The organism is Micromonospora sp. CA-249363, from assembly GCF_050950185.1.
Classification (GTDB): Bacteria; Actinomycetota; Actinomycetes; order Mycobacteriales; family Micromonosporaceae; genus Micromonospora.
Genome location: NZ_CP192020.1, coordinates 5,159,568 through 5,182,930, shown reverse-complemented (window position 1 = coordinate 5,182,930; position 23,363 = coordinate 5,159,568). Strand labels below are relative to the sequence as shown.

Below are 23,363 nucleotides of genomic sequence, written 5' to 3'. Positions count from 1 at the left end.
ATCGTAGTCAGCCGCGGTAGATGTCGGCGATCTCCGCCGCGTACGTCTTGTGGACGACCTGCCGTTTGACCTTGAGCGACGGAGTCAGCTCGCCGGTGGCCTCGGTGAAGTCACGGGGCAGGATCCGGAAGACCTTGATCGCCTCGGCCTTCGACACCGCCTGGTTCGCGGTGTCGATCGCGGACTGCACCTCGGCGCGCAGGCCCTCGTGCTCGCGCAGCGCCTCGACCGACGTCTCCGGGGGCATTCCGGCGTTCGCCAGGAAGGTCGGCAGCGCCTCCTCGTCGATGGTGACCAGCGCCGCGATGAACGGCTTCGCGTCTCCGACGACCACGCACTGACTGATCAACGGGTGCGCCCGGACCTGGTCCTCCAGCACCGCCGGGGCGACGTTCTTGCCGCCGGCGGTCACGATCAGCTCCTTCTTGCGGCCGGTGATGCTCAGGTAGCCGTCGGCGTCGAGCTGGCCCAGGTCACCGGTGCGGAACCAGCCGTCGGCGCTGAGCGCTTCGGCGGTCGCTTCCTCGTTGTGCCAGTACCCCTGGAAGACCAGCTCACCGGAGATCAGGATCTCGCCGTCGTCCTCGATCCGGACGGTCACGCCGGGCAGCGGCCGGCCGACGGTCCCGATCCGGGTGCCGGTGGGCAGGTTCGCGGCGGCGGCGGGCGACGTCTCGGTCAACCCGTACCCCTCCAGGACCGTCACGCCGACGCCCCGGAAGAAGTGACCGAGCCGCGCGCCCAGGGGCGCGCCGCCGGAGATGGCGTCGCGGCACCGCCCGCCGAGCGCGGCGCGCAGCTTGCGGTAGACGAGCCGGTCGAAGACCGCGTGCTGCGCGCGCAGCGCCAGGCTCGGGCCGCGCGGGGTCTCCAGAGCCTCGCTGTACGAGATGGCGACCTGCTCGGCGCGGGCGAAGACGCCGCCCTTGCCGTCGGCCTCGGCCTTCTGCTTGGCCGCGTTGTAGACCTTCTCGAACACCCGGGGTACGGACAGCACGAAGGTCGGGCGGAACTCCTGTAGTTCGCCGACCAGGTTCTTGGTGTCGGCGCAGTGCGCGAGGGTGGCCCGCGCCTGCACCACCCCGATCTGGATGAGCCGGGCGAACGCGTGCGCCAGCGGCAGGAAGAGCAGGGTGCTCGCACCGGCGTTGAACAGGTTCGGCAGCACCGGTACCGCGTTGGCGACGTCGGCGTACATGTTGCGGTGGGTCAGCACGCAGCCCTTGGGGCGGCCGGTGGTGCCGCTGGTGTAGATGATGGTGGCCAGGTCGTCGGCGCGGACGGCCTTGCGGCGCTGCTCCACCTCGGCCAGCTCGACCGTCGCGCCGGCGGCGACCAGCTCGTCGACCGCGCCCCGGTCGATCTGCCAGACGTTGTTCAGCTCGGGCAGGCGGTCGCGGACACCGGCGATCAGGTCGGCATGGGCGCCGGTTTCGACGAGCGCGGCGACCGCGCCGGAGTCGGCGATGATCCAGGCGGCCTGCTCGGCGCTGGAGGTCTCGTAGATCGGTACGGTGACCCCGCCGGTTGCCCAGATGGCGTAGTCGAGCAGCGTCCACTCGTAGCGCGTGCGGCTCATCAGGGCGACCCGGTCACCGGGCTGGACGCCGACGGCGATCAGGCCCCGGGCCACGGCCGCCACCTCGTCGCGGAACGCCAGACAGGTCACCTCGGTCCAGGTGGTGGCGCCGCCACCGTCGGCGGAGCCGGTGGCGCGGGCGAACTGGACCGTGTCCGGCGCGATCTCGGCGTTGTCCCAGACCGGATCGGTGAGGTTGGCCGCCTCGCCAACGGTGACGATCGGCGGAACGGAGAACTCGCGCACCTGCACTCCTTCGTGCTCGCACTGGCCTGGGCCGGTCGCTGCCCGAGGGCATCGACTCTGTCGAAACCTACCCGGCGGGGGGTTCGGGTGAGGTAGGCAGGGCGCGGCGGGGGCGGCGCGGGGTGTGGACGGTGTCCGCCGGGTAGCCTCCCCCCATGGCGGACTCCTCCACCCAGTCGATCACCATCGGCGCGTCACCCGACCGGGTGGCGGCGGTCATCTGCGACTTCCCGAGTTACCCGGAGTGGACCGAGGCGGTCCGCCGTGCCGAGGTGATCGAGGAGTACGAGGACGGCTACGCCAGCCAGGTGCGTTTCACCATCGACGCCGGCGTGATGGCCGACGAGTACGTGCTCGCCTACGAGTACGCCGAGGACCTGTCCCGCGTCGAGTGGCAGCTGGTCGCCCCCTCGAAGATGCAGAAGAGCCAGCGTGGCTCGTACGACCTGGTGGCGAACCCGGACGGGACCACCACGGTGACGTACACGCTGGAGGTCGAGCTGTCCGTGGGGATGCTGGGGATGTTCCGGCGCAAGGCCGAGAAAATGATCATGGATACGGCGTTGAAGCAGCTCAAGCGCCGGGTAGAAACACCCGGTGCGGCGCAGTGACGCGTCCGGCGGCGTAGAGGAGCCGAGGGTGGGCGGAACGGACCCGGGTTCGGCCCGGGAAGAGGCGGAGCGACTCGTGGCGGCCCTGCTCGCGGGGGCGCGTCTGGCGTCCAGCGGGTCGGCGGGCGGCGCGTTCGGCCCGTTGGGCGGGATGGTGGCCGGTGTCCTCGGTCACAGTGCCGCTCCGGGCGGCGGTGATCGCGCGCGTGGTGGTTTCGCCACCGGTTCGGCCGAATGCTGCGTCTGCCCGGTCTGTCGCGGCATCGCCGCGTTGCGCGATCCGAGTCCGGAGTTCGCCGAACGCCTCGCCACCGGCGCGGGCGACCTCGCCGCGGGCGTGGCCAGCCTGCTCCGCGCGTTCGCGCCGCCGGAGCCGTCCCCGACGACCGCGCCGGACCGGTCCGCGTCGTCGCAGGCCGCAGCGGGCGCGGGCGGCGACGGCGAGCCGGTGCGGCCGACCCCGAACGCCCGGTCGGCCGAGGCCGTCGACGAGCACGTGTGGCGCGATGCCACCCGCACCGGGCATGATTCCCAACCGGCGCCGGAGCGGGATGTCTGGTCGGTCGCCACCCGGTCGGCGGACACACCCGCCCCGGCCACCGCGGCACCCGTCGACGACGCCGGGGCGGTGGCCGCGCCGGTGCCGGCCAGCCGACCCGTGGTGCCCGCTTCGCGGGCGTCCGACGACACCGGCGCGGACGCGCCGGGCGGCGGCGCCTGAGCGCGGGACATCGCGATCCGGACCGGCGTGCCTCGTGGCGCGCGCGGGCCGGACAGCACAGCAGAGGGGAGCGGCGGCGGTGACGCTGACCATCGGAGTGGACGTGGGTGGCACGAAGGTGGCCGGCGGTGTCGTGGACGACACCGGCACGGTCCTCGTGCAGAGCCGACGGGACACCCCCGCCGACGACGTCGCCAAGACCCGCGACGTCATCATCGAGCTGGTCGACGAGCTGGCCGCCGGGCGGACGATCGAGGCGGTCGGCATCGGCGCGGCCGGCTGGATCGACGCCACCCGCTCGACCGTGCTCTTCGCCCCCAACCTGGCCTGGCGCGACGAGCCGCTGCGCGAGTACGTCAGCAGCGCCGTCGGCCTTCCGGTGATCGTGGAGAACGACGCCAACGTGGCCGCGTGGGCCGAGTTCCGCTACGGCGCAGCCCGCGCCGCCGACGACTCGATGATCATGTTCACCATCGGCACCGGCGTCGGCGGTGGCATCGTCCTCGGCGGCGAGCTGATGCGCGGCGCGCACGGCATCGCCGCGGAGCTGGGCCACATGTTGGCCGTGCCGGACGGGCACCAGTGCGGCTGCGGGCGGCTCGGATGCATCGAGCAGTACGCCAGCGGCAGCGCCCTGGTCCGCTTCGCCCGTGCCGGCGCCCGACAGGAACCGCAGCGGGCCACCGCCCTGCTGGAGCTGGCCGGCGGTGAGCCCGAGGCGATCACCGGCCACATGGTGACCGCCGCCGCGCAGGGCGGCGACCCGGTCTCCGCCGAGGCGTTCGCGCAGATCGGCCGGTGGCTCGGCACCAGCCTCGCCGACATGGCGCAGATCCTCGACCCGCAGACCCTGGTCGTGGGCGGCGGTGTGATCGACGCCGGTGACCTGCTGCTCGGCCCGACGCGTCGCTCGTACGTCGACGCGCTGGCCCAGCGGGGACGCCTGCCGGTGGCCGAGGTGCTCCCGGCGGAGCTGGGCAACAGCGCCGGGGTGATCGGCGCGGCCGACCTGGCCCGCCGGATCTGAGGGCGGTCAGGAGATGGGCGTACCGCTGCGCGTGGTGTCGTACAACATCCACAGCCAGCGCGACGACACCGCCGCGCTGGCGGCGGTCGTCCGGGCCGCGAAGCCGGACGTCGTGATCGTGCAGGAGGGCCCGCGCCGGTTCCGGTGGCGGCAGAAGTCCGCCACGCTGGCCGAGTCGTTCGGCCTGGTGGTGGCCGCCGGAGGTCTGCCCGCCCTGGGCAACCTGCTGCTGACCAGCCTGCGGGTGCAGGTGCGGAGCGCCCGGTGCCAGCGGTTCCCGCTGACCCCGGGCCGGCACCTGCGCGGCGCCGCGTACGCCGACTGCCGGGTCGGCGACGCCCGCTTCACCCTCGCCGGCTCGCACCTGTCCACCGACCCGGCGGAGCGGCCCGCGCAGGCCGCCGAGTTCCGGCGCGGTCTGGACGCGGCGGGCGCGCCGGTGGTGGCGGGCGCCGACCTGAACGAGGGCCCGGACGGGCCGGCCTGGGCGACGGTGGCGCGCGGCCTGACCGACGCCGCGGTCGCGGCCGATCGGGCGGAACGACTCACCTACTCGTGCGCCGACCCGCGTCGGCGCATCGACGCGCTCTTCGTCGATCCCCGGATCACCGTGGTCGACTACGACGTGGTGGACACTCCGCAGACCCGCCGGGCCAGTGACCACTTCCCGGTCCTGGTCGACCTGCTGCTGCCCACCACGGCCTGACCCCCACCGGTCGAGACCCGCCGATCGGTCCGCGCCGGGGCTGGACATCCGGCTCCGATGTGGAGAGGATTTCGCGGCGAACCGGCACCCGTGCCGCACAAAAGGAGATGTCCCGGTGTCCACCTCCACCGACCAGGGCCGGCCCGACCCGGACGCGATCCCGTCCGCGCAGAGCCGCGACGGCCGCTCGCTCTCCGACCGGGGCGACACGGTCTGCGTCATCGGGGCCGGGGCCAGCGGCCTGACGGCCATCAAGAATCTGCGCGAGCACGGGTTCGGGGTGGACTGTTACGAACGCGAGACCGGCGTCGGCGGCGCCTGGAACTGGCGGCACGACCGCAGCCCGGTGTACGCCAGCACCCACCTGATCTCGTCGAAGCCGTTCACCCAGTTCCCCGACTTCCCGATGCCGGACGCCTGGCCGGACTACCCCCACCACAGTCAGCTCCTGTCGTACTTCGAGCGGTACGCCGACCACTTCGACCTGCGCTCGCACATCTGGTTCGGCACGGAGGTGGTCCGGGTCGAGCCCGCGCCGGGGGAGCGGTGGGACGTGACCACCCGCTCCACCGGCGGGTACGGCCCGGAGCGCACCTCCCGCTACGCCGCCGTGGTGATCGCCAACGGTCACAACTGGTCACCGAAGCTCCCCCGCTACGAGGGCTTGGAGGAGTTCCGCGGCGAGATCATGCACGCGTCGTCCTACAAGGACCCGGCGCAGTTGCGCGGCAAGCGGGTGCTCGTGGTCGGCGCCGGCAACACCGGTTGTGACATCGCCGTCGAGGCCGCCCAGCAGGCGTCGCGCTGCTGGCACTCCACCCGGCGTGGCTACTGGTACGCCCCGAAGTACGTCCTGGGCCGTCCGGCCGACCAGATCAACGACGCGATGCTGGCCCTGCGGGTGCCGCTGCGGGTCCGCCAGTGGCTCTACCACTGGACGATGCGGTTGACCGTCGGCAACCTGACCCGCTTCGGGCTGCCCAAGCCCGACCACCGGGTGTACGAGACGCACCCGATCGCCAACAGCCAGCTCGTCTACTACGTGGGCCACGGCGGGATCGGCCCGGTGCCGGACATCGCCCGGTTCCAGCCGTACGGCGTGGAGCTGGCCGACGGCCGCGAGATCGACCCGGAGCTGGTCATCTTCGCGACCGGCTACCTGCCGCGCTTCGAGTTCCTCGACGCGTCGGTGTTCGGCGACAGCGCCGGCACCGGCCGCCCGACGCTCTGGCTCAACGCCTTCACGCCGGGGCATCCCACGCTGGCCGTCGCCGGTCTGGTGCAGCCGGACTCCGGCCTGTTCGCCCTGTCCCACTGGCAGACGGTGCTCTTCGCGCGGCTGCTGCGGGCCCGACGGGACCGACCCGAGCGGGCCGCCGCGTTCGCGCAGCGGGTCCGGGACCGGGCGGGGGAGCGTTACGCGGGCCAGGTCAAGGACAGCAGCCGGCACTGGTTCGAGGTCGGGCACGCCGACTACCTGCGCGCCGTCCAGCGCGCCCTGCACGACCTGGAGGGCAAGTGAGCGCGACGAGTGAGCTGGCGAGCCCCGCAGTCGCGAACGGAAGGCGAAACCGATGACCGAGCTGCGGATCATGCGGGGCCGGGAGTGGGCTCGTCCGGTGCGGCCGGCGCGCCGTGAGGTGCTCAGCGCCGTACCCGAGCTGGAGCAGGGGCGTCCGCCGCTGCTGTTCGTACCCGGGTTCGGGCACGGCGCGTGGGCGTTCGCCGAGCACTGGCTGGGCCACGCCGCGTCGCGGGGCTTCCCGGCGTACGCGCTGAGCCTGCGGGGGCACGGCGGCAGCGAGCCGGCGCCGGAGGCGACGCTGCGGGCGTACGCCCATGACGTGACCCAGGTGGCCGCGAGCCTGCCGCGCCAGGCGGTGCTGGTGGGGCACGGCGCCGGGGCGCTCGTGGTGGCCCACGCGATGGCGCGCTACCCGGCGCGCGGCGCGGTGCTGGTGGCGCCGGTCTTCGGCGGCTGGGGCATGCTTGCCACGGCGGTACGCCGCAACCCGGCCGGGACGCTGCCGGCGGTGTTCGGCGGCCCGCTGCGGCTCAGCCGCACGCAGCTGTTCAGCCGCGAGCTGCCCGACGAGGAGGCCCGACGGCACGTGGCGCGGCTGGGCCGGGCCGGTCGGCGCGCGCAGTGGGCGCTGCTGGGCGAGCCGCAGGCCGAGCCGGCCGTGGGCGAGCCCCCGGTCCTGGTGCTGGGCAGCCCGGACGACCGGGTGGTGCCGGCGTCGACGTTGACGCGGGTCGCCCGCCGGTACGGGTCGGCGCCGCTGCTGTTCCCCGGCATGGGGCACGACCTGATGCTCGACGCGCGTTGGGCCGAGCCGATCGACGCGATCCTGGACTGGCTGGAGAAGGAGCCCGCCGGCCGCTGACGTCGCGCCCCGGTCAGCCGCCGGCGTGCTGGCTGGCGGGGGTGGCCCGGGTCGCCGGCTGCGGCACCCGGGCGGTGCCGTCGGTGCTGGTGAGGCGGCTGACCAGCGCGCCCGTCTCGTCGAGGGCGCTGAGGTAGGAGCGGGCCCAGGCCCGGATGTCGTGCTCGTGCAGATGGGCGCGCATCGCCCGCATGCGGTCGGTGACCTCGGCGGGGTCGGCCCGCAGCGCCGTACGCAGCGCCTGCTTGAGCCCCTCCAGGTCGTGCGGGTTCACCAGGTACGCCTGGGACAGCTCGGCGGCGGTGCCGGCGAACTCGCTGAGTAGCAGCGTGCCGGTGTCGTCCACGCGGGCGGCGACGTACTCCTTGGCGACCAGGTTCATCCCGTCGCGCAGCGGGGTCACCGCCATCACGTCGGCCACCCGGTAGAGCGCCGCCAGCTCGGCCCGGTCGAAGGGCTGGGTGAGGTAGTGGATGGCCGGCTCGCCGACCCGCCCGAACTCGCCGTTGATCCGGCCCACCTCGCGCTCGATGCGCTCGCGCAGGATCTGGTACTGACCGACGCGTTCCCGGCTGGGCATGGCGACCTGCACGAGCACCGTGTCGCGGACCTTGACGTCGCCGCTGGCGAGCAGCTCGCTGTACGCCTTGAGCCGCTGCTCGATGCCCTTGGTGTAGTCCATCCGGTCCACGCTGAGGATGACCTGCCGGGGGTCGCCGAGATCCTGCCGCAGGCGGCGGGCGCGGGCGGCCACGTCGGGGCGGGCGGCGAGGGCGGCCATCTCGGCCGTGTCGATCGAGACGGGGAACGCGCCGATGCGGACCACCCGGTCGTCGATCCCGATCCGACGGTCGGTGGCCGGCAGCTCCAGCACCCGGGTGACCAGCTGGGCGAAGTTGTGGGCCGCCTGGGCGCGCTGGAAGCCCACCAGGTCGGCCCCGAGCATGCCGCGCAGCAGCTCGGCGCGGCGCGGTAGCTGCATGAACAGCTCCGGCGGCGGGAACGGCACGTGCAGGAAGAAGCCGATGCGCAGGTCGGGGCGGAGCGCGCGCAGCAGCCCGGGTACGAGTTGCAGGTGGTAGTCCTGTACCCAGACCACGCCACCCGGCTCGGCCACCTCGGCGGTCGCCTCCGCGAACCGCTGGTTGACCCTCTGGTACGCCTCCCACCAGCGCCGGTGGTGCTCGGGTTGCTCGACGGCGTCGTGGTAGAGCGGCCAGAGGGTCGCGTTGGCGAAGCCCTCGTAGTGGTCGCGCAGGTCCTCCTGGCTGAGGGCGACGGTGTGCATGTGGACGCCGTCCACGTCCGGCAGGGCGGGCGCCGGACCGGTGCCGCCGGCCCAGCCGACCCAGATCGCCGGGGTGTGTCGCAGCAGTGGATGTAGCGCGCTGACCAGCCCTCCGGGGCTGCGTCGCCACTCGCAGGCGCCGTCCGGGGCCTGGTTGTCGTCGATGGGGAGGCGGTTGGCCACCACCACGAGGGAACTCTGTCGCATCTCGGGCATTCCGATCAGCAGAGGACTGACCGCAACGAGAAAGGGAAAACCGGTCAGTCAGCGGGGGAAGTGACGTACAGCGGTATTCCTACTGACAGTAAGTTACACCACTGTTACGCCCCGAGTGAGGGCGGTCGCGTCCCGCGATGCGGGCCCGAGTTCAGACGACGGCGCCGTTGTCGGGGTCGTCGTCCTCCTCGTCGCCGGGACGCAACCGCCAGATCAGCGTGACGAAACCGGCCAGGATGCCCGTGAATCCGAACAGGGTGACCGCCGAGCGGTCCACCGGGAGCAGCGACGGGAAGAGGAAGAGCACGAACCCGACGACCACGGCGAGCGCGCCGACCACCGCGTACTTGGAAACGCGGGGCAGCGGTGGCGGCGGGGGCGGGTGGTAGGTGTCCTCGTCGTCGTCCGGCAGGTCGGCGCCGAAGGTGTCCAGACCGTCCAGCAGCGAGGGCTCGTCGTCCCGGGTGTTCCGGCCGACCGAGATCCCGGAGAAGTCGGTCGCCGACGGCAGCCGGCGGACATCGGTCGCGGTCGGCCCGGCCTCGTCGACGCCGGAGCGGGCGAGGGGACCGGCCGCCGACTCGTCCCGGGTGTCCCGGTCGTCGCGCTCGTCCACGTCCTCCGCGGCCGGCCAGGGCCGCTCGTCCGTGGACGAGGAGGTGTTGTGGAAGCCGGCCACGATCCGGGCCCACTCCGCGTCGATGTCCGGCTCGTCGCGGGCCGGGGGCTGCTCCGGGGCGCTCTCGTCGGCGAGCTGCGTCAGGTAGTCGCGCGCGGTGCGCAGGTGGGACCGGTCGACGTAGAGCCGGTCGACCGGGCGGGCCGGGACGGTGGTGGTACGGGTGACCGGGTTGAGGTCGGCCGACGGTTGCAGGTAGGCGGCGATCCCTCCGGCGGCCAGCACGTCGAGCAGGTGCTCGCCGACGCGCGGATCGACGTCGCCGACGACGGCGTACTCGCTCGCGTCGAGCCCGTTGTCCCGCCGTCCCCGGCGGGCCCCACCCGCTGACACCCGGCCATCCTCCTCAACGCGCCCTGCGGCGCGGCCACCCCTGCCCCCTCGACGCCCGTGCGCACGCCGTGCTCTGAATCGTGACACGTCGGGGGCCGGTTCCGGGAGTGCGTTGTGTCGCGTCTTGGAAAGTCACCGGCACTGTCGCTGGTCACGGCGGTGCCTCTTTGTCCGTTGTTGCGCGAGACGTGCGATCTCGGTGCTCGTCCGGGGCGGGCGGTGCGCTGGTGAGCTGCGGCGATTGCGCCCAGGCGGCACAGCTCTCGCGTCGCGTGCCAAGATCCGAGCAGTTTCCCTGTTGTTGCTGCCACAGACGGGTGGAAAGCAGCAACAACCCTGATACTGCGCAGAGCTGACCGGGCCGGGGTCGGGGCGGCGGCTCGGAGCGCGTACCAGTCGGTGCGCCATCGAGTGACGGAGGCAGTGACGTGGACCCGGCGATGGTACTGACGACCTGGCTGGCCGGTCCTGTTGCGCGGTTCCTCGATGCGGACGGCGATACGCCAGAGGCGCGGCGCGCCGAGGTGATCGAGCACGCGGCCCTGCCGGGAGAGGAGGTCGAAGATCTCGCCCTGCGGCACATCACCCGTGGGGCGGCCTGGCTCATCCTCTTCGGTATGGCGTTCGCCGTGGGCGCGCTGATCCTGCTCCCGGTGTCCCTCCTGGCCGCCCAGCCGGTGCAGGATCTGGCCTTCGACATCGCCGCCTGGGTGGTCTTCTTCCCCTTCTGGATGGCGGCCGTGCACATCGTGAAGATGCTCGTGATCTGGTATCTGCCGGAGCGCCGGTGGAATCCGCGCAGTCGCCGGTGGCGGGCGGCGCTGCTGGCCCGGACTCCGGAGTACGTGCTGGCCGCCGTGGCGACCGCGTCGGCCGCGACGTGGTGGTGAGCATCCGTCCGTTGTGGTGAGAGCGCTCGCTTCGTAGGCTCGTCGGGGATGACGGCCGGCGCTGTCGCGGCCCCCTCGGAAAGGACGCCGGTGCTCTACTGGCTGTTGAAGCACGTGATCCTCGGTCCGCTGCTCAAGCTGATCTTCCGTCCGCAGGTGGAGGGGCTGCGCCACGTGCCGGCGACCGGGCCGGTGATCCTGGCCAGCAATCACCTCTCCTTCTTCGACTCGATCTTCATCCCGTTGATCGTCTCGCGGAGGGTCACCTTCGTGGCCAAGGCCGAGTACTTCACCGGCAAGGGGATCAAGGGCTGGTTGACGAAGATGTTCTTCGTCGGCACCGGCACCATCCCCGTGGACCGCTCCGGCGGCCAGGCCGCCCGCGCCGCCCTGGACACCCAGCTGCGGGTGCTGCGCGCCCAGGGGGTGGCCGGCATCTACCCCGAGGGCACCCGCTCCCCGGACGGGCGGCTCTACCGGGGCAAGACCGGGGTGGCCCGGCTCGCGCTGGAGAGCGGCGCGGTCGTGGTGCCGGTGGCGATGCTCAACGCCGACGAGCTCCAGCCGCCCGGCAGGCTGATTCCCCGGATCGGCCAGGTGCGGGTCCGCTTCGGCGCGCCCCTGGACTTCTCCCGCTACGCGGGGCTGGCCGGCGACCGGTTCGTCGAGCGCGCGGTCACCGACGAGATCATGTACGAGGTGATGGAGCTCTCCGGCCGCGAGTACGTCGACATCTACGCGCAGAAGCTCAAGACGCCGGTAGCCGCCTGAGCGCCTGCTTCAGCAGGCGACGGCCGGTCCGGTCGGGCTGATGGGCCGACCGGTCAGCGCCAGCAGGCCCGGCGCGTCGTTGCGCAGCGCGAAGGTGCGTACCTCGGCGCGCGCCGCCCGTGCGCCGGCCAGGTCACCCGCCTGGCTCAGCTCCGCGGCCGCCAGCGCCAGCGCCAGCACCCGGTCGCTCGCGTCCGGAATCCTCCCGTACGTCTCGGCGGCGGCCAGGTGCAGCTCGGCCGCACGCCGGTGGTCGCCGTCGGCCGCCGCCACCGCCGCCGTCACCGTCCGCAACGCCGCCTCCGACCACGGCGTCCGATGTCCGACCCGGTCCAGCATCGCCCGGACCCGCACCGCAGCGTCCCGGCCGGCCAGGGCGCCGGCGTACGCGGCCGCGGCGATCCACTCCCCGCTGGCCAGCGCCGGCACCTCCGACCAGGACCGCTCCAGCTCCTCGATCAGCTCCGCCGCCTCGGCGTGGCGCTCCTGCAACGCCCGGCACAGCGCCGCCATGCCCAGCATCGTCCAGCGCAGCCGGTGGAAGCCGCTGCGCCGGGCGGTGGTCAGCGCGTCGGCCAGGTCGGCCGGGTCCTCGTCGTCGCGCAGCACCAGCAGGCAGCAGCGCAGCCCTCGCACCTGCATGTCCCAGCTACCGGTCGGCGTGTCCACGAACGCCTCCGCCGCGGCGAGCAGCCGGCCGAAGTCTCCCTCGAACCAGGCCCGCATCGCCTCGGCGGAATAGCTGGTGGTCAGCGTCTGCCCGCTGGCCGTACGCGCCGGCGCGGCCGAGAGCAGGGCGTCCGAGCGCAGCCAGTCGCCCTCCTCACGGATGGCCCAGGCCAGGTTCTGCGTGGCCCGGGGCAGCGCGAGCAGCTGACCGGCCCGGCTGAACTCGACGATCGCGTGCAACTCGTCCAGGCCGACCCGGTCGCCGCCCTGGTAGCGGGCCGTCGCCGCGGTGATCCGCGCGTTGGTGCGCGTCTCGGTCAGGCCCAGCCGCTCCGCGATCTCCGCCGCCGTGTCCGCCGCCGACACGGCCGGGTCGCGTTCGTAGTTGAGCATGTGCAGGCGGCCCAGCTCGGCGTACGCGTCGGCCTTCTGCGGGCTGTCCGGTAGCTGCTCGAACAGTTCGACCGCCCGATCCAGGCAGGCCAGCGCCTCGCCCCGGTCGGCGCGCAGCCACGCCGCCTGGCCGAGCAGCGTCCACGCCCGCGCGGCGCACGCGTCGTCGCCGTGCGCCGCCAGCCGGTCGGCCAGCGCGTGCACCTGCTCCGTCCCACCCCCGGAGAGGAACGCGTTGCCGTCCCGGTAGAACGAGATCTCCGTGCTCAGCAGCTCCAGTTGCAGCCGCCCCACCGGGTCGCTGTCGTCGGCGAGGCCGAGCGCCCGACCCGCGTGGCTCGCCGCCGCCTCCAGCCCGTGCAGGGCGTACGCCCGGCGGGCCGCCCGGTGCAGCGCCTGCCGCGCCGGCCCCGCGTACCGCTGGATCTTCATCCCGAGGGACCGCGCGATCTCGTGGGCCGCCCAGCGGTGATGGGCGAGGACCTCGGCCAGGTCGGTGTCGCGGCTCTGCGACAGCGCGTCGAGCCAGTCCGCGGCCCGCTCGTGCCGTGCCACCCGCTCGGTGCGGGGCAGCCGCTGGTAGCAGACGTCGCGTACCAGCACGTGCCGGAACCGGAACTCGGCCTGCCCGGCCATTGTCGACGCGGCCTGCTCGTGCACGAAGTCGCGCTGTTCCAGGCGGCGAAGCGCGCGCTCGACCGACTCGACCGGCTGCCCCAGCGCGGCGGCCACCGCGCCCGGCCAGAACTGCACCCCGACCACCGAGGCGGCGAGCAGCACGCCCCGGTCCTTGGCGTCCAGCAGGTCCACCCGGTTGGCGATGACCGCGTGCACGCTCTCCGGCATGGTCAGTTCGAGCTGCTTGTCCAGCGACCAGCCCCGCCCCGACTGGCGCAGCGCGCCCTGCTCGATCAGCATCCGGACGTACTCGTGCGCGTAGAGGGGGTTTCCGCCGGCCACCTCGATGAGCGGCGTCAGCATCTCGGCGGAGAACGCCGCCTGCCCGAACAGGTGCGCGTACAAGGCGGCGATGCCGGTGTCGCGCAGCGGCGGCAGGGTGATGGTCACCGAACCCGTGATGGTTCCGGCCCAGCTCGGGTCCCGGTCGACCAGCTCCGGACGGGCGGTGCACAACAGCAGGAGGGGCACCTCACGGGCCGCCGCCCCGAGCAGTTCCACGAAGCGCAGCATCGCGTCGTCCGCCCAGTGCAGGTCCTCGAAGACCAGCACGGTGGGGCGGCGGGCCGCCAACGCCAGCAGGAACCGCCGCCACGCCGACTCCGCCTCCTCCGCCGGCAGCGGCGTGCCGGGCAGTCCGACCAGCGGCCGCAGCGCGTCGACCACCCGGTCGCGCTCACCGGGCCCGATCAGCTCCCCGACGGCGGCGCCCAGCCGCTGGGCCGCGCTGGCGGCCGGGTCGGTGTCCAGGATGCCGGCCTCGGACTTGACGATGTCGGCGAGCGCGGCGAACGTGACGTTCTCGCCGAACGGCGGGCAGCGTCCGGTCCGCCACGTCAGCGGCTCGTCGACCAGCCGGCCGGTGTGCCGGTACAGCTCGCGCAGCAGCCGGCTCTTGCCGATCCCGGCCCGGCCGAAGATCGTCACCACCTGGGGCAGCCGGTCGCGCAGCGACCGGTGCAGGGCGTTGACCAGCATCCCCAGCTCGTGCTCGCGGTCCACCAGGGGCGTCGTGTCCGGCTCCCGATCGGTGGGCTGGCGGCGCAGCGGGGACAGGGCGAGCCAGACCTCGGTGGGCGAGGAGCGTCCGCGCAGGGTGACCGGGGGCTGCTCCTCGTAGCGGATCGCGTCCTTGGTCAGGGCGTGCGTGGTGCCGCAGACCAGCACCCCGCCGGGCGGCGCGACCGACTGCATCCGGGAGGCGGTGTTCACCACGTCGCCGGCCACGATGGCCTGCCCACCGTCGCGGGCGGCGGCCACGTCGACAAGTGCCTCACCGGTGGACACCCCCACCCGGAAACGCATCTCGGTGCTGCCCGTCGGCGCGAAGCGGGTGAGCACCCGTTGCAGCTCGAGCCCCGCCCGCACGCAGCGCAGCGCGTCGGTCTCGGTGGCGATCGGCGCGCCGAAGAGCGCCATCACGGCGTCGCCGATGTACTTCTCCACCACCCCGCCGTACTGGCCGACCACCCTTCGGGCCGCCGAGAAGAACCCCGTCTGCATCCCGCGGACCTGCTCCGGGTCGGCGCGCTCGACGTACGGGGTGAAGTCGATGAGGTCGACGAAGAGCACGCTCACCCGTCGGCGGTCCTCCTGCGGGGTGACCGCCACGGTCCGGTCCGTGCCCGGCCGGGGTGACCCGCACGAGGTGCAGAACGCGACGTCCGAGGCGAGGGGACGCAGGCAGTGCGGGCAGACGGCACCCAGCTCGGCGCCGCAGCCACCGCAGAAGCGGTCACCGTCGGCGGCCGTGCGTCCACAGCGCCCACACTGCGCGGCGATGACACACCCTCCACTGGCGATACCGGCCGACGCCCCCAGCGCCGTCGCTCGCAAGGAGTATCGCCGCCGGAAGGGCTGTCGGGTACCGGCCTGTTGGTTTGTGGACAGTCCACCAACGGCCTGAGCGACTACATTCAGTCCGCCACATCTTCGATCAACGACCAGAGGGGGACAGGTCAATGGTGTACGTCAAGCTGGAGAGTGACTGGACCGACGGCAACGGGGTCAGCCACTCGGCGGGTGAGTCGGTGGACGTCGACGCCGCCACGCTCGCCACGCTGCAGGCCGAGGGAATCGTCAGCGAGCAGTCCTCGGGCTCGGGCGGCGACGGCAAGGGCCCGAACAAGTGGGCCGGCCCGGGCAGCCCCGGAGTCTGAACCTCGGTGACACAGCGCGACGGCCGGGCCGCCCACGGGCGGTCCGGCCGTTTCTCGTGTACCGGGTTGACGGCGCCGGGCCGTCACGTCAGCTCAGCGGTCGTTCATACCCGCCCGACGGCGCAGCGCGGCGACGTCGGTGACCACGATCCGACGCCCCTCGGTCCGCAGCCAGCCGCGGCTGGCGAAGGAGCCGATGGCCTGGTTGACGCTCTGCCGGGAACCACCGGCCATCTCCGCCAACTGGCTCTGGTTCAACTCGATCGTGATCATCGGGGCCTGGCTCTCGCCGGCCAGTCGGACCAGCGTCTTGGCGACCCGACCGGGCAGGTCGAGGAAGACGTGGTCGGCGTTCTGCTCGGTGAGCCGGCGGATCAACCCGCCCAGCGACCGCATCACCGCGTCCAGGATGCGTGGGTTGGAGTGCACCAGCTCCATGAACGCGCCCCGGGAGAGCGCGAGCGCCGCGCAGTCCTCGATGGCCTCGGCCGACGCGGAGCGCGTGGAGGCGTCCAGCAGGGAGACCTCGCCGAGCACGTCCGGCGGACGGATCACCGACAGAACCGCCCGCTCGCCGGTCGGCGCGGTGCGGAACACGGCGACCGCGCCGCGCCGCAGCACGATGAGCGACTCGCCCGGGTCGTTCTCGACGAACAGCAGCTGACCCTTGCGGTAGGTGCGCGGAACGGCGGCCGCGATGACCCGCTGCCGCACCTCGGGCTCCAGCCCAGCGAACATCTCGACACCCGTGAGCGCGTCACCCGGCTCCGGCAGGCGCATCTCCACGGCCCAACCCCTCCCCGGTCATGGACCACACAATCGCTCACCGGGTGAACCTGATGGCCCTGACGAGGTGAACTGACACCGGTTCGGCATCCGGTAGCGGTACACATCAGATCATGACGGTCCGGTCGCTTGCTGTACACCCCTCGAAGCACTTCCGTGACCGTCGCGAGCTGCGGCGTACCCCCGGGAACGTCACCGGCGTGGCGCCGGCGGCCCGGATCGTCGCCGGCCCGCGGCGGACCGACCGGGGCCGCACCGGGCCCCGCCGGATGGCGGCGGGCGGCGGTGGGTGAGGATGTCCGGAATGGTCTACCGCTACTTCTACGACTGCGAGTTCATCGAGGACGGCCGGATCGTCGACCTCGTCTCGATCGGTGTCGTCGACGAGTACGGCCGTGAGTTCTACGCGGTCTCCACCGAGTTCGACGACTCCCGCGCCGTGCCCTGGGTCCGACGTAACGTCCTGGACCGGCTGCCGTCGCCGGCGGACCGGGCCTGGCGCTCCCGCGAGCGCATCCGTGACGACCTGTACGACTTCCTCATGGAACCCGTCCGGGACCGGCCGGGCGAGCAGTTGGAGCTGTGGGCCTGGTACGCGGCGTACGACCACGTGGTCCTCGCCCAGCTCTGGGGGGCGATGCCGGCGCTGCCCCGGGAGATCCCCCGGTTCACCAAGGATCTGCGCCAGCTGTGGGACGACCGGGGCCGGCCGACCCTGCCGGACGCGGACGCGGCCCGGCACGACGCTCTGGTCGACGCCCGGCACAACCTGGCCCGCTGGCGAGCGATGACGACGCGCTGAGCGATGGTCATACGTCTGTAGGTTTGACCGGTTCTGTCCTGGGCAACGGTTCGACAGCCGAGCCGAGGGAGACCGCCATGAGCAACGATCCGACCAGCGTCACCGACGCCCGGGCGCGGGTCACCGAACTGATCCGCGCCGCCCGGATCTGCATGCTCACCACCATCGCGCTGGACGGGCGGCAGGTGAGCCGACCGATGGGACTGCAGGAGGCGGAGTTCGACGGTGACCTCTGGTTCTTCGCCTACGCCGATTCGGCCAAACTGCGCCAGATCCGGGTGAACCCGGAGGTCAACGTCGCCTTCTCCGACCAGAAGCACAACTCCTGGGTCTCGGTCTCGGGCACCGCCAGTGAGAGTTCCGACCGCGAGCGCGCCGAGCGGCTGTGGAACCCGCTGCTCAAGACCTGGTTCCCGGACGGGCTGGACACTCCCGGCCTGACCCTGCTCAAGGTGCACGCCAGCTCCGCGGAGTACTGGGACTCCCCGAGCAGCACCGTGGTCAACCTGCTCGGCTTCGCCAAGGCCGCCGTCACCGGCCGTCCGCCGTCGCCCGGCGAGAACCGCGAGGTGACCTACTGAGCCGCCGCCGCCCGGGGCGCGCTGTCGTCGCGCGCGCAGGCCGACTACAGTGCGCAGTGACGGCCCGCCCCGGGCCGGCAACGGCGCCGATGGTCTGACCTGACACATACCCTGGGGCATATCGGGCTTTACCTGATGCTCCAGGAGGATGAGCGGATCATGCGTATCGGCGTGCTCACCGGCGGCGGCGACTGCCCGGGTCTCAACGCGGTCATCCGGGCGGTGGTCCGCAAGGGCGTCGCCACTTACGGTCACGAGTTCGTGGGCTTCCGGGACGGTTGGAAGGGCCCGCTGGAGGGTCTGTCCCGCCCGCTCGGCATCGCCGACGTGCGCGGCATCCTGCCCCGGGGTGGCACCATCCTCGGCTCGTCCCGGACCAACCCGTTCAAGATCGAGAACGGCGTCGAGCGGATCAAGGACAACCTCGCCGAGCAGGGCGTGGACGCGCTGATCGCGATCGGCGGCGAGGACACCCTCGGCGTGGCCACCAAGCTGCACGAGCTGGGCGTGAACGTCATCGGCGTGCCGAAGACGATCGACAACGACCTCGGCGCCACCGACTACACCTTCGGCTTCGACACCGCGGTCAACATCGCGATGGAGGCCATCGACCGCCTGCACACGACCGCGGAGAGCCACCACCGCACCCTGGTCGTCGAGGTCATGGGCCGCCACGCCGGCTGGATCGCCCTGCACGCCGGCCTGGCCGGCGGCGCCAACGTGATCCTGCTGCCCGAGCGGCAGTTCGACGTCGAGCAGGTCGCCGGCTACGTCGAGAAGCGTTTCCAGCACCAGTACGCCCCGATCGTCGTGGTCGCCGAGGGCGCCCAGCCGCTCGACGGCCAGATGGTGCTGCACAACCAGGAGCTGGACGCGTTCGGCCACGTCCGCCTCGGCGGCATCGGCCAGTGGCTCGCCGAGCAGCTGGAGGCCAAGACCGGCAAGGAGGCCCGTACCGTGGTGCTGGGTCACATCCAGCGCGGCGGCACCCCGACCGCCTTCGACCGGGTCCTCGCCACCCGCCTCGGCCTGCAGGCCATCGACGCCGCGAACGACGGCGACTGGGGCAAGATGGTCGCGATGCAGAGCACCGACATCGTCCGGGTACCCCTCGCCGAGGCCACCCGCGAGCTGAAGACCGTGCCGCTGGAGCGGTACCAGGAGGCCGAGGTCTTCTTCGGCAGCTGATCGACAGGTCGACGGCACGGCGGGCCTCCGGGTCCGCCGTGCCGCCATCCGACGCGAGGGGGTACGGGCCGACATGTCCACCGACGTGCACACTGTCGCGGTGATCGGCGCGGGCAAGATCGGGGAGCTGATGCTCTCCGGGCTGCTGCGCTCGGGATGGCCGGTGGACCGGCTGCTGGCGACCGCCCGCCGACCCGCCCGCGCCGAGGAGCTGACCGCCCGCTACGGCGTCCGGGTGGTCGACAACCTGACCGCCGTCGACGAGGCGGCCGTGCTCGCCGTCTCGGTCAAGCCCCAGGACGCCGCCGCGCTGCTGGACGAGATCGGCCCGAAGGTGCCCGCCGACAAGCTGGTCATCTCGCTCTGCGCCGGCTTGCCCACCAGCTTCTTCAACCGTCGGCTGCCCGACGGCACCCCGGTGGTCCGGGTCATGACCAACACCCCGGCCCTTGTCGACGAGGCGATGACCGCCATCTCCGCCGGCGCGTACGCCACCGGGGCGCACCTGAGCCTGGCCGAGGAGATGTTCAAGCCCCTCGGTCAGACCATCCGGGTGCCCGAATCGCAGCAGGACGCGGTCACCGCGCTCTCCGGCTCCGGCCCGGCCTACTTCTACCTGCTGGTGGAAGCCATGATCGATGCCGGGATCCTGCTCGGCCTGCCCCGCCAGGTGGCGCACGAGCTGATCGTGCAGACCGCCATCGGGTCCGCCGTGATGCTGCGCGACTCCGGCGAGCACCCGGTCAAGCTGCGCGAGGCGGTCACCTCGCCCGCCGGTACCACCATCTCCGCGGTCCGCGAGCTGGAGAAGCACGGCGTCCGCGCGGCGCTGCTCGCCGCGCTGGAGGCGGCCCGGGACCGCGCCCGCGAGCTGGCCGCCCAGGCCGACTGACCGCGCCGCGCGGGGTCACCGCGGCGCGGCACGTGGCGCATACTGGCGGCGTGTTCACTCTCGCCCAGGCCCGGCACCTGGTGGCCACCCTGCAGCCGCGTGTCGACGAGCTGATCCGTGTCCGCGCCGACCTGGCCGAGCTGCGCGTCGACCTGGCCGACCACGGCGTGAGCGCGCTCGGCGGGCTGGCCGAGGTCAAGGGGCTGGAGGCTCGACTGCACGCCGTCGTCGACGAGCTGCACCAGCACGAGATCCAGGTCAAGGGCATCGCGCCGGTGCTGCTCGACTTCCCGGGCGAGCGTGAGGGCCGCGCCGTGCTCTGGTGCTGGCTGGAGGGCGACTCCGACGTGCGGTGGTACCACCGCGCCGAGTGCGGCTTCGCCGGCCGTCGCCCGCTCTGACCCGGCGTCGCCCGCTCTGACCGGGCCGCTCACCCGTCGAGGACCGCGAACACCACCACGTTGTCCCGGTAGTGCCCGCGCCGCCGGTCGAAGTCGCCCCCGCAGGTGACGAGGCGCAGCTCCGGCCCGGGTGTCGGGCCGTAGACCGTGGCCGTCGGGAACCTGTCCTTGTGGGTGCGCAGCGACCCGGTCACCCGGAACGACAGCCACTGCCCGTCGCGCCACACCTGGACGCGGTCGCCGGTGCGCAGCTCGCCGAGCCGGGCGAAGACCGCCGGGCCGCGCCGGGAGTCCAGGTGCCCGGCGAGCACGGCCGGACCGGTGTCGCCGGGGGCCGGGCCGCCCCCGTACCAGCCGGCCGTGTCGAAGTCGACCGGCGGAACGAGCGCGCCGGAATCGTCCAGACCCAGCACCGTGAGCGCCGAGTCGACGCCGATGCGCGGCACCCGTACCCGGGTGGGTGGACCCTGTGGTCGCGGCGACGCGGCCACCGACGCGCAGCCGTCGGCGCAGCCGGGGTGCCAGGCCGCGACCGGCGGCGGCGGGTCGGTCGTCGCGAGCCCGACGCCGGTGCCGGCGGCCAGGCAGACTGCCGCGCCGGCCGCGACCAGCGCGGCCAGCGGCGCCCGGCGGTCGCGGTGCCGTCGGATCGCGGGCCCGATGCTCACCAGGTGGTGCGCCGCCGCCGACGCCACAGCAGCAGGCTCGCCACCACGGCCGCCGCGGCCACCGCGCCGGCCATCAGGGGGTACGCCCCGAGCCCGCGCCCGGCCGCGCCACCCGCGCCGGTGTCCACCCCGCCCGCCGGTACGACGGTGCCGCCCTCGGCGTCCTGACGCAGCTCGGCGGTGAGCCCGCCCTGCCTGCCGTCGAGCACCAGCAGCGAGTAGACCGCGCCGCCGGTGAGCCGTACCTCGGCGTCGGTGCTCGGACCGCCCGCGCCGGTCAGCCGCAGCTTCCAGGTGCCCGGCTCGACCTGCTGGTAGTCGGTGGTGGTGGCGAACTGCACGCCGTCGGCGATCGCCGGGCCGTCGGCGGCGGCCACGTCGAGGACGGGCGTGCGCACCGACGCCTGCACGACGCGCACCTTGGCCCGGCCCTGGGAGGGAGCGCTCAGGTCGTCGGTGAGCACCCGCAGCCCCAGGTCGGCGTGCCGTCCGACACCGGCCACCGTGTACGCGCCGCCACTTCGCACCGCGACCTCGGTGGTGAGAACCGGCGGCTCGCTGGCGGGCGTGCCGGCCTCGCGCATCGCCACCGCGTACCGGCCCGGGGGCAACTGGAGATAGTCGGAGACCACGCCGTAGCCGACGCCGGGAAAGACCTGCGGCTTCGCGGCGTCCGGGGCGGCGAGGTAGACGTCCACCGCCGGGGTGTCGGGGGAGAGGTGGGCGAGTCGGACGTACCCGACGCTGGCTGCGCCGGCCGGGCCCGACACGGCGATAGTGAGGGCGGTGCCGAGCAGGAGCGCGCCGGCACCGGCCAGCAGCCGGCGGGACGCGGTACGGAGCGTGTGCATGTCGCCTCCGAGGCACGTTCGGTGAGCGGGCGGCAACCCACCGACAGAGTCCCGTGCGTGAGACTCGCGCGCAAGTGGGGCGCGCCGGTGGGGTCGATGTACATGACCGACACGAGATCGCCGATGTTGGGGTATCCCGCGACTCGGAAAGCGCCACCTCGCCGATCTGGTGTGGATCAGGGCCGTCGCTCGCCTCGGGTTCGCCTTATTCTCGGGCGATGCGGGATCGACGCGTGACGCTGGTCTGGGCGGCGTTCGTCGTCGTCGCGACGGTGTCGTGTGTGCTCGTGCTGACCCGCGACGATCGGCTCTCCGACCTGCACATCTACTACGGCGCACTGTCCGATCTGCACGCCGGCCGTCCGCTCTACGAGTACCGCGCCGCCAACGGCGGGCCGTTCACCTACCCGCCGTTCGCCGCTCTCGTGCTGGGGCCGATCATTCTCGTGGGTGAGGGCGTACTCCAGGGGATCTGGCTGGTCGCGACCTGCGCGGCCGTCGTCGCCGTCGCCGGGATGGTCGGTGTCGCGCTGAGCGCGGACCGGTCCCACCGCCCGCTTGTTGTCGCGGTGGCCGCCACGGTGTTGATGCTCTCGGCGCCGGTGCAGAGCAACCTGCGTTTCGGCCAGGTCAGCATCTTCATCGTGTTGCTGGCACTGCTGGACGGCATGGGCGTCGTCCCGCCACGGCTGCGGGGAGTGCTCGTCGGGGTGGCGGCGGCGATCAAGCTGACGCCGCTGCTGTTCGTCGTCTACTTCCTCGCCACCGGGCGTTACCGCGACGCCGGGCGGGCGGTGGCGACCTTCGTGGCGTGCGCCGGTCTGGCGGCGCTCGTGCTGCCCGGCGAGAGCTGGATCTACTGGACCGAGGCCGTTCGGCAGACCTCACGGATCGGCAACCTGGCCTCGCTGGGCAACCAGTCGGTGCACGGGATGCTGTTGCGCGTCGGGGTCGACGAGGCCACCCTGCCCGTGCTCTGGGCTGCTCTGGTGGCGGTCATCTGCGGGGTGGCGCTCCTTCGCGCCCGCCAGTTGGCGGCGCGGGCCCGTCCCGGCCACGCCGCCGTGCTCGTCGGCTGCGCCACGGTGGCCGCGTCCCCGGTGTCCTGGACCCACCACCAGGTGTGGCCGGTGCTCGCCGCGATGCTGCTGGTCGGGGCGTCCGGCGTGACCCAGCGGGTGGCCGGCGTGGCGCTGCTCGCCGCCATGGTCGTCTCGCTGGGGGCGGTCCTCGGGCCGGTGTCGACGCGGCCGGGCGTGCAGTTCCTGTTCGAGAACGCCCGCACCGTCGGGACGTGCCTGCTGTGCCTGGCCGGCTTCGGCGGTGTCGCGGTCGCCGCCGCCCGGGGCAACCGTCGCCCGGTCGCGCGGCGGGCCGGGCTGCGGGTGGGCGTCACGGCCGCCGTGGCCCTCGCCTTCTTCGCCGTACAGCCGCTGCCCGCCGGGGCGGACCCGACATTCAAGGCGTACGTCCTCGACGACGTGGCCAACCCGCGATACTTCTTCGTCTGCCGAGGGCCGGCCGAGTGCGCGGCCTACGCCACCGACGCGCCGGTCACGTTCGGCACACGGGCCGAGAAGACCAAGGTACGCGTCAACGGCGTGGTCTCCGTGCGGGTGGCCCGACTGGAGTACTACTCCGCCCCGGGCGGCGCGCCCCGGAGCATCCCCCTGCTGGCGGCGTACCCCGGAACGCGGACGTTCTCGTTCCGGTCGGCCAGCATGGCGCAGGGCCGGCTGGTGGCGTACGGCCTCGATGGCCAGCCCATCGCCAGTTACGACGACGAACTGGCCGCCGCCCTCCGGACGACCACCCGGTAGGCGGTCGCCCGAGGGCGGCGT

23 protein-coding genes are annotated in these 23,363 nt (G+C 73.1%); 16 read left to right on the top strand and 7 right to left on the bottom strand.

Going from position 1 to position 23,363, the window contains the following annotated elements; translation table 11 throughout:
• Nucleotides 1-7: 7 nt before the first annotated feature.
• Nucleotides 8-1,825: an AMP-dependent synthetase/ligase gene (locus ACQPZK_RS22925; RefSeq protein ID WP_433534958.1), complete on the bottom strand. Its 1,818-nt coding sequence runs from the start codon at nt 1,823-1,825 to the stop codon at nt 8-10.
• A gap of 155 nt (nt 1,826-1,980) precedes the next feature.
• Here ACQPZK_RS22925 and ACQPZK_RS22920 point away from each other — a divergent pair, with 155 nt between their 5' ends.
• The 6 genes from ACQPZK_RS22920 to ACQPZK_RS22895 all read left to right on the top strand — a co-directional run bounded on the left by ACQPZK_RS22920 (nt 1,981) and on the right by ACQPZK_RS22895 (nt 7,277).
• On the top strand, nt 1,981-2,436 hold the full coding sequence (locus tag ACQPZK_RS22920; RefSeq protein ID WP_433534957.1) for an SRPBCC family protein: 456 nt from the start codon (nt 1,981-1,983) through the stop codon (nt 2,434-2,436).
• Nucleotides 2,437-2,464: 28 nt separating this feature from the next.
• Nucleotides 2,465-3,157 carry a hypothetical protein gene (locus ACQPZK_RS22915; RefSeq protein WP_433534956.1) on the top strand — a complete coding sequence of 231 codons (693 nt, stop codon included), beginning with the start codon at nt 2,465-2,467 and terminating at the stop codon, nt 3,155-3,157.
• 79 nt (nt 3,158-3,236) lie between these two features.
• Nucleotides 3,237-4,184 carry an ROK family glucokinase gene (locus tag ACQPZK_RS22910; RefSeq protein ID WP_433534955.1) on the top strand — a complete coding sequence of 316 codons (948 nt, stop codon included), beginning with the start codon at nt 3,237-3,239 and terminating at the stop codon, nt 4,182-4,184.
• Between the two features lie 13 nt (nt 4,185-4,197).
• Complete coding sequence (locus ACQPZK_RS22905; protein ID WP_433534954.1) at nt 4,198-4,890, top strand: endonuclease/exonuclease/phosphatase family protein; 693 nt, start codon at nt 4,198-4,200, stop codon at nt 4,888-4,890.
• A gap of 115 nt (nt 4,891-5,005) precedes the next feature.
• Nucleotides 5,006-6,412, top strand: a complete 1,407-nt coding sequence (locus ACQPZK_RS22900) for a flavin-containing monooxygenase (RefSeq protein ID WP_433534953.1) — start codon at nt 5,006-5,008, stop codon at nt 6,410-6,412.
• 52 nt (nt 6,413-6,464) lie between these two features.
• On the top strand, nt 6,465-7,277 hold the full coding sequence (locus ACQPZK_RS22895; RefSeq protein ID WP_433534952.1) for an alpha/beta hydrolase: 813 nt from the start codon (nt 6,465-6,467) through the stop codon (nt 7,275-7,277).
• Nucleotides 7,278-7,290: 13 nt separating this feature from the next.
• Here ACQPZK_RS22895 and ACQPZK_RS22890 read toward each other — a convergent pair whose 3' ends face one another.
• Nucleotides 7,291-8,772: an alpha,alpha-trehalose-phosphate synthase (UDP-forming) gene (locus ACQPZK_RS22890; RefSeq protein WP_433534951.1), complete on the bottom strand. Its 1,482-nt coding sequence runs from the start codon at nt 8,770-8,772 to the stop codon at nt 7,291-7,293.
• 160 nt (nt 8,773-8,932) lie between these two features.
• Nucleotides 8,933-9,793 (bottom strand): DUF308 domain-containing protein, encoded by an 861-nt coding sequence (locus ACQPZK_RS22885; RefSeq protein ID WP_433534950.1) that lies wholly within the window; start codon nt 9,791-9,793, stop codon nt 8,933-8,935.
• 440 nt (nt 9,794-10,233) lie between these two features.
• Between ACQPZK_RS22885 and ACQPZK_RS22880 the strand changes: the two genes are divergently transcribed.
• Together ACQPZK_RS22880 and ACQPZK_RS22875 are read left to right on the top strand one after the other, a co-directional pair.
• Entirely contained in the window at nt 10,234-10,683 is a 450-nt protein-coding gene (locus ACQPZK_RS22880) for a hypothetical protein (protein WP_433534949.1), read from the top strand.
• A 90-nt stretch (nt 10,684-10,773) separates the two neighbouring features.
• Nucleotides 10,774-11,454, top strand: coding sequence for a lysophospholipid acyltransferase family protein (locus ACQPZK_RS22875; RefSeq protein ID WP_433539285.1), 681 nt, complete (start codon nt 10,774-10,776; stop codon nt 11,452-11,454).
• Between the two features lie 9 nt (nt 11,455-11,463).
• Here the strand turns inward: ACQPZK_RS22875 and ACQPZK_RS22870 are convergent, their stop codons facing one another.
• Nucleotides 11,464-15,030 carry an ATP-binding protein gene (locus ACQPZK_RS22870; RefSeq protein ID WP_433534948.1) on the bottom strand — a complete coding sequence of 1,189 codons (3,567 nt, stop codon included), beginning with the start codon at nt 15,028-15,030 and terminating at the stop codon, nt 11,464-11,466.
• 125 nt (nt 15,031-15,155) lie between these two features.
• Between ACQPZK_RS22870 and ACQPZK_RS22865 the strand changes: the two genes are divergently transcribed.
• Nucleotides 15,156-15,353 carry a hypothetical protein gene (locus ACQPZK_RS22865; RefSeq protein ID WP_433534947.1) on the top strand — a complete coding sequence of 66 codons (198 nt, stop codon included), beginning with the start codon at nt 15,156-15,158 and terminating at the stop codon, nt 15,351-15,353.
• A gap of 93 nt (nt 15,354-15,446) precedes the next feature.
• On the opposite strand, the gene ACQPZK_RS22860 is transcribed toward ACQPZK_RS22865, so the two are convergent.
• Nucleotides 15,447-16,139 (bottom strand): Crp/Fnr family transcriptional regulator, encoded by a 693-nt coding sequence (locus tag ACQPZK_RS22860; protein ID WP_007463121.1) that lies wholly within the window; start codon nt 16,137-16,139, stop codon nt 15,447-15,449.
• Nucleotides 16,140-16,252: 113 nt separating this feature from the next.
• Between ACQPZK_RS22860 and ACQPZK_RS22855 the strand changes: the two genes are divergently transcribed.
• From ACQPZK_RS22855 to ACQPZK_RS22830, 6 genes are all read left to right on the top strand, one after another.
• Entirely contained in the window at nt 16,253-16,432 is a 180-nt protein-coding gene (locus ACQPZK_RS22855) for a hypothetical protein (protein ID WP_433534946.1), read from the top strand.
• Between the two features lie 11 nt (nt 16,433-16,443).
• On the top strand, nt 16,444-16,941 hold the full coding sequence (locus tag ACQPZK_RS22850) for a polyadenylate-specific 3'-exoribonuclease AS (RefSeq protein WP_433539284.1): 498 nt from the start codon (nt 16,444-16,446) through the stop codon (nt 16,939-16,941).
• Nucleotides 16,942-17,018: 77 nt separating this feature from the next.
• Nucleotides 17,019-17,522 (top strand): pyridoxamine 5'-phosphate oxidase family protein, encoded by a 504-nt coding sequence (locus ACQPZK_RS22845; protein WP_433534945.1) that lies wholly within the window; start codon nt 17,019-17,021, stop codon nt 17,520-17,522.
• 159 nt (nt 17,523-17,681) lie between these two features.
• Entirely contained in the window at nt 17,682-18,710 is a 1,029-nt protein-coding gene (locus tag ACQPZK_RS22840) for a 6-phosphofructokinase (protein WP_355049614.1), read from the top strand.
• A 73-nt stretch (nt 18,711-18,783) separates the two neighbouring features.
• Nucleotides 18,784-19,602: a pyrroline-5-carboxylate reductase gene (gene proC, locus ACQPZK_RS22835; protein WP_433534944.1), complete on the top strand. Its 819-nt coding sequence runs from the start codon at nt 18,784-18,786 to the stop codon at nt 19,600-19,602.
• 50 nt (nt 19,603-19,652) lie between these two features.
• Nucleotides 19,653-20,003, top strand: a complete 351-nt coding sequence (locus ACQPZK_RS22830; protein WP_355049422.1) for a DUF2203 domain-containing protein — start codon at nt 19,653-19,655, stop codon at nt 20,001-20,003.
• Nucleotides 20,004-20,032: 29 nt separating this feature from the next.
• Here the strand turns inward: ACQPZK_RS22830 and ACQPZK_RS22825 are convergent, their stop codons facing one another.
• Nucleotides 20,033-20,698: a class F sortase gene (locus tag ACQPZK_RS22825; protein ID WP_433534943.1), complete on the bottom strand. Its 666-nt coding sequence runs from the start codon at nt 20,696-20,698 to the stop codon at nt 20,033-20,035.
• The gene (locus ACQPZK_RS22820; protein ID WP_433534942.1) at nt 20,668-21,522 is read right to left on the bottom strand and encodes a DUF4397 domain-containing protein; all 855 of its coding nucleotides are present in this window, start codon (nt 21,520-21,522) and stop codon (nt 20,668-20,670) included. The genes ACQPZK_RS22825 and ACQPZK_RS22820 overlap by 31 nt, the downstream gene beginning before the upstream one ends.
• Before the next feature lie 218 nt (nt 21,523-21,740).
• Between ACQPZK_RS22820 and ACQPZK_RS22815 the strand changes: the two genes are divergently transcribed.
• Nucleotides 21,741-23,342, top strand: coding sequence for a glycosyltransferase 87 family protein (locus ACQPZK_RS22815; RefSeq protein ID WP_433534941.1), 1,602 nt, complete (start codon nt 21,741-21,743; stop codon nt 23,340-23,342).
• Nucleotides 23,343-23,363 lie beyond the last annotated feature (21 nt).

Excerpts from the sequence above, each read along its gene's own strand:
- ACQPZK_RS22920 (WP_433534957.1), top strand. The coding sequence starts at position 1,981 with ATGGCGGACTCCTCCACCCAGTCGATCACCATCGGCGCGTCACCCGAC.
- ACQPZK_RS22905 (WP_433534954.1), top strand. The coding sequence starts at position 4,198 with ATGGGCGTACCGCTGCGCGTGGTGTCGTACAACATCCACAGCCAGCGC.
- ACQPZK_RS22895 (WP_433534952.1), top strand. The coding sequence starts at position 6,465 with ATGACCGAGCTGCGGATCATGCGGGGCCGGGAGTGGGCTCGTCCGGTG.
- ACQPZK_RS22890 (WP_433534951.1), bottom strand. The coding sequence starts at position 8,772 with ATGCGACAGAGTTCCCTCGTGGTGGTGGCCAACCGCCTCCCCATCGAC.
- ACQPZK_RS22880 (WP_433534949.1), top strand. The coding sequence starts at position 10,234 with ATGGTACTGACGACCTGGCTGGCCGGTCCTGTTGCGCGGTTCCTCGAT.
- ACQPZK_RS22865 (WP_433534947.1), top strand. The coding sequence starts at position 15,156 with ATGGTGTACGTCAAGCTGGAGAGTGACTGGACCGACGGCAACGGGGTC.
- ACQPZK_RS22855 (WP_433534946.1), top strand. The coding sequence starts at position 16,253 with ATGACGGTCCGGTCGCTTGCTGTACACCCCTCGAAGCACTTCCGTGAC.
- ACQPZK_RS22850 (WP_433539284.1), top strand. The coding sequence starts at position 16,444 with ATGGTCTACCGCTACTTCTACGACTGCGAGTTCATCGAGGACGGCCGG.
- ACQPZK_RS22845 (WP_433534945.1), top strand. The coding sequence starts at position 17,019 with ATGAGCAACGATCCGACCAGCGTCACCGACGCCCGGGCGCGGGTCACC.
- ACQPZK_RS22840 (WP_355049614.1), top strand. The coding sequence starts at position 17,682 with ATGCGTATCGGCGTGCTCACCGGCGGCGGCGACTGCCCGGGTCTCAAC.
- proC (WP_433534944.1), top strand. The coding sequence starts at position 18,784 with ATGTCCACCGACGTGCACACTGTCGCGGTGATCGGCGCGGGCAAGATC.
- ACQPZK_RS22820 (WP_433534942.1), bottom strand. The coding sequence starts at position 21,522 with ATGCACACGCTCCGTACCGCGTCCCGCCGGCTGCTGGCCGGTGCCGGC.
- ACQPZK_RS22815 (WP_433534941.1), top strand. The coding sequence starts at position 21,741 with ATGCGGGATCGACGCGTGACGCTGGTCTGGGCGGCGTTCGTCGTCGTC.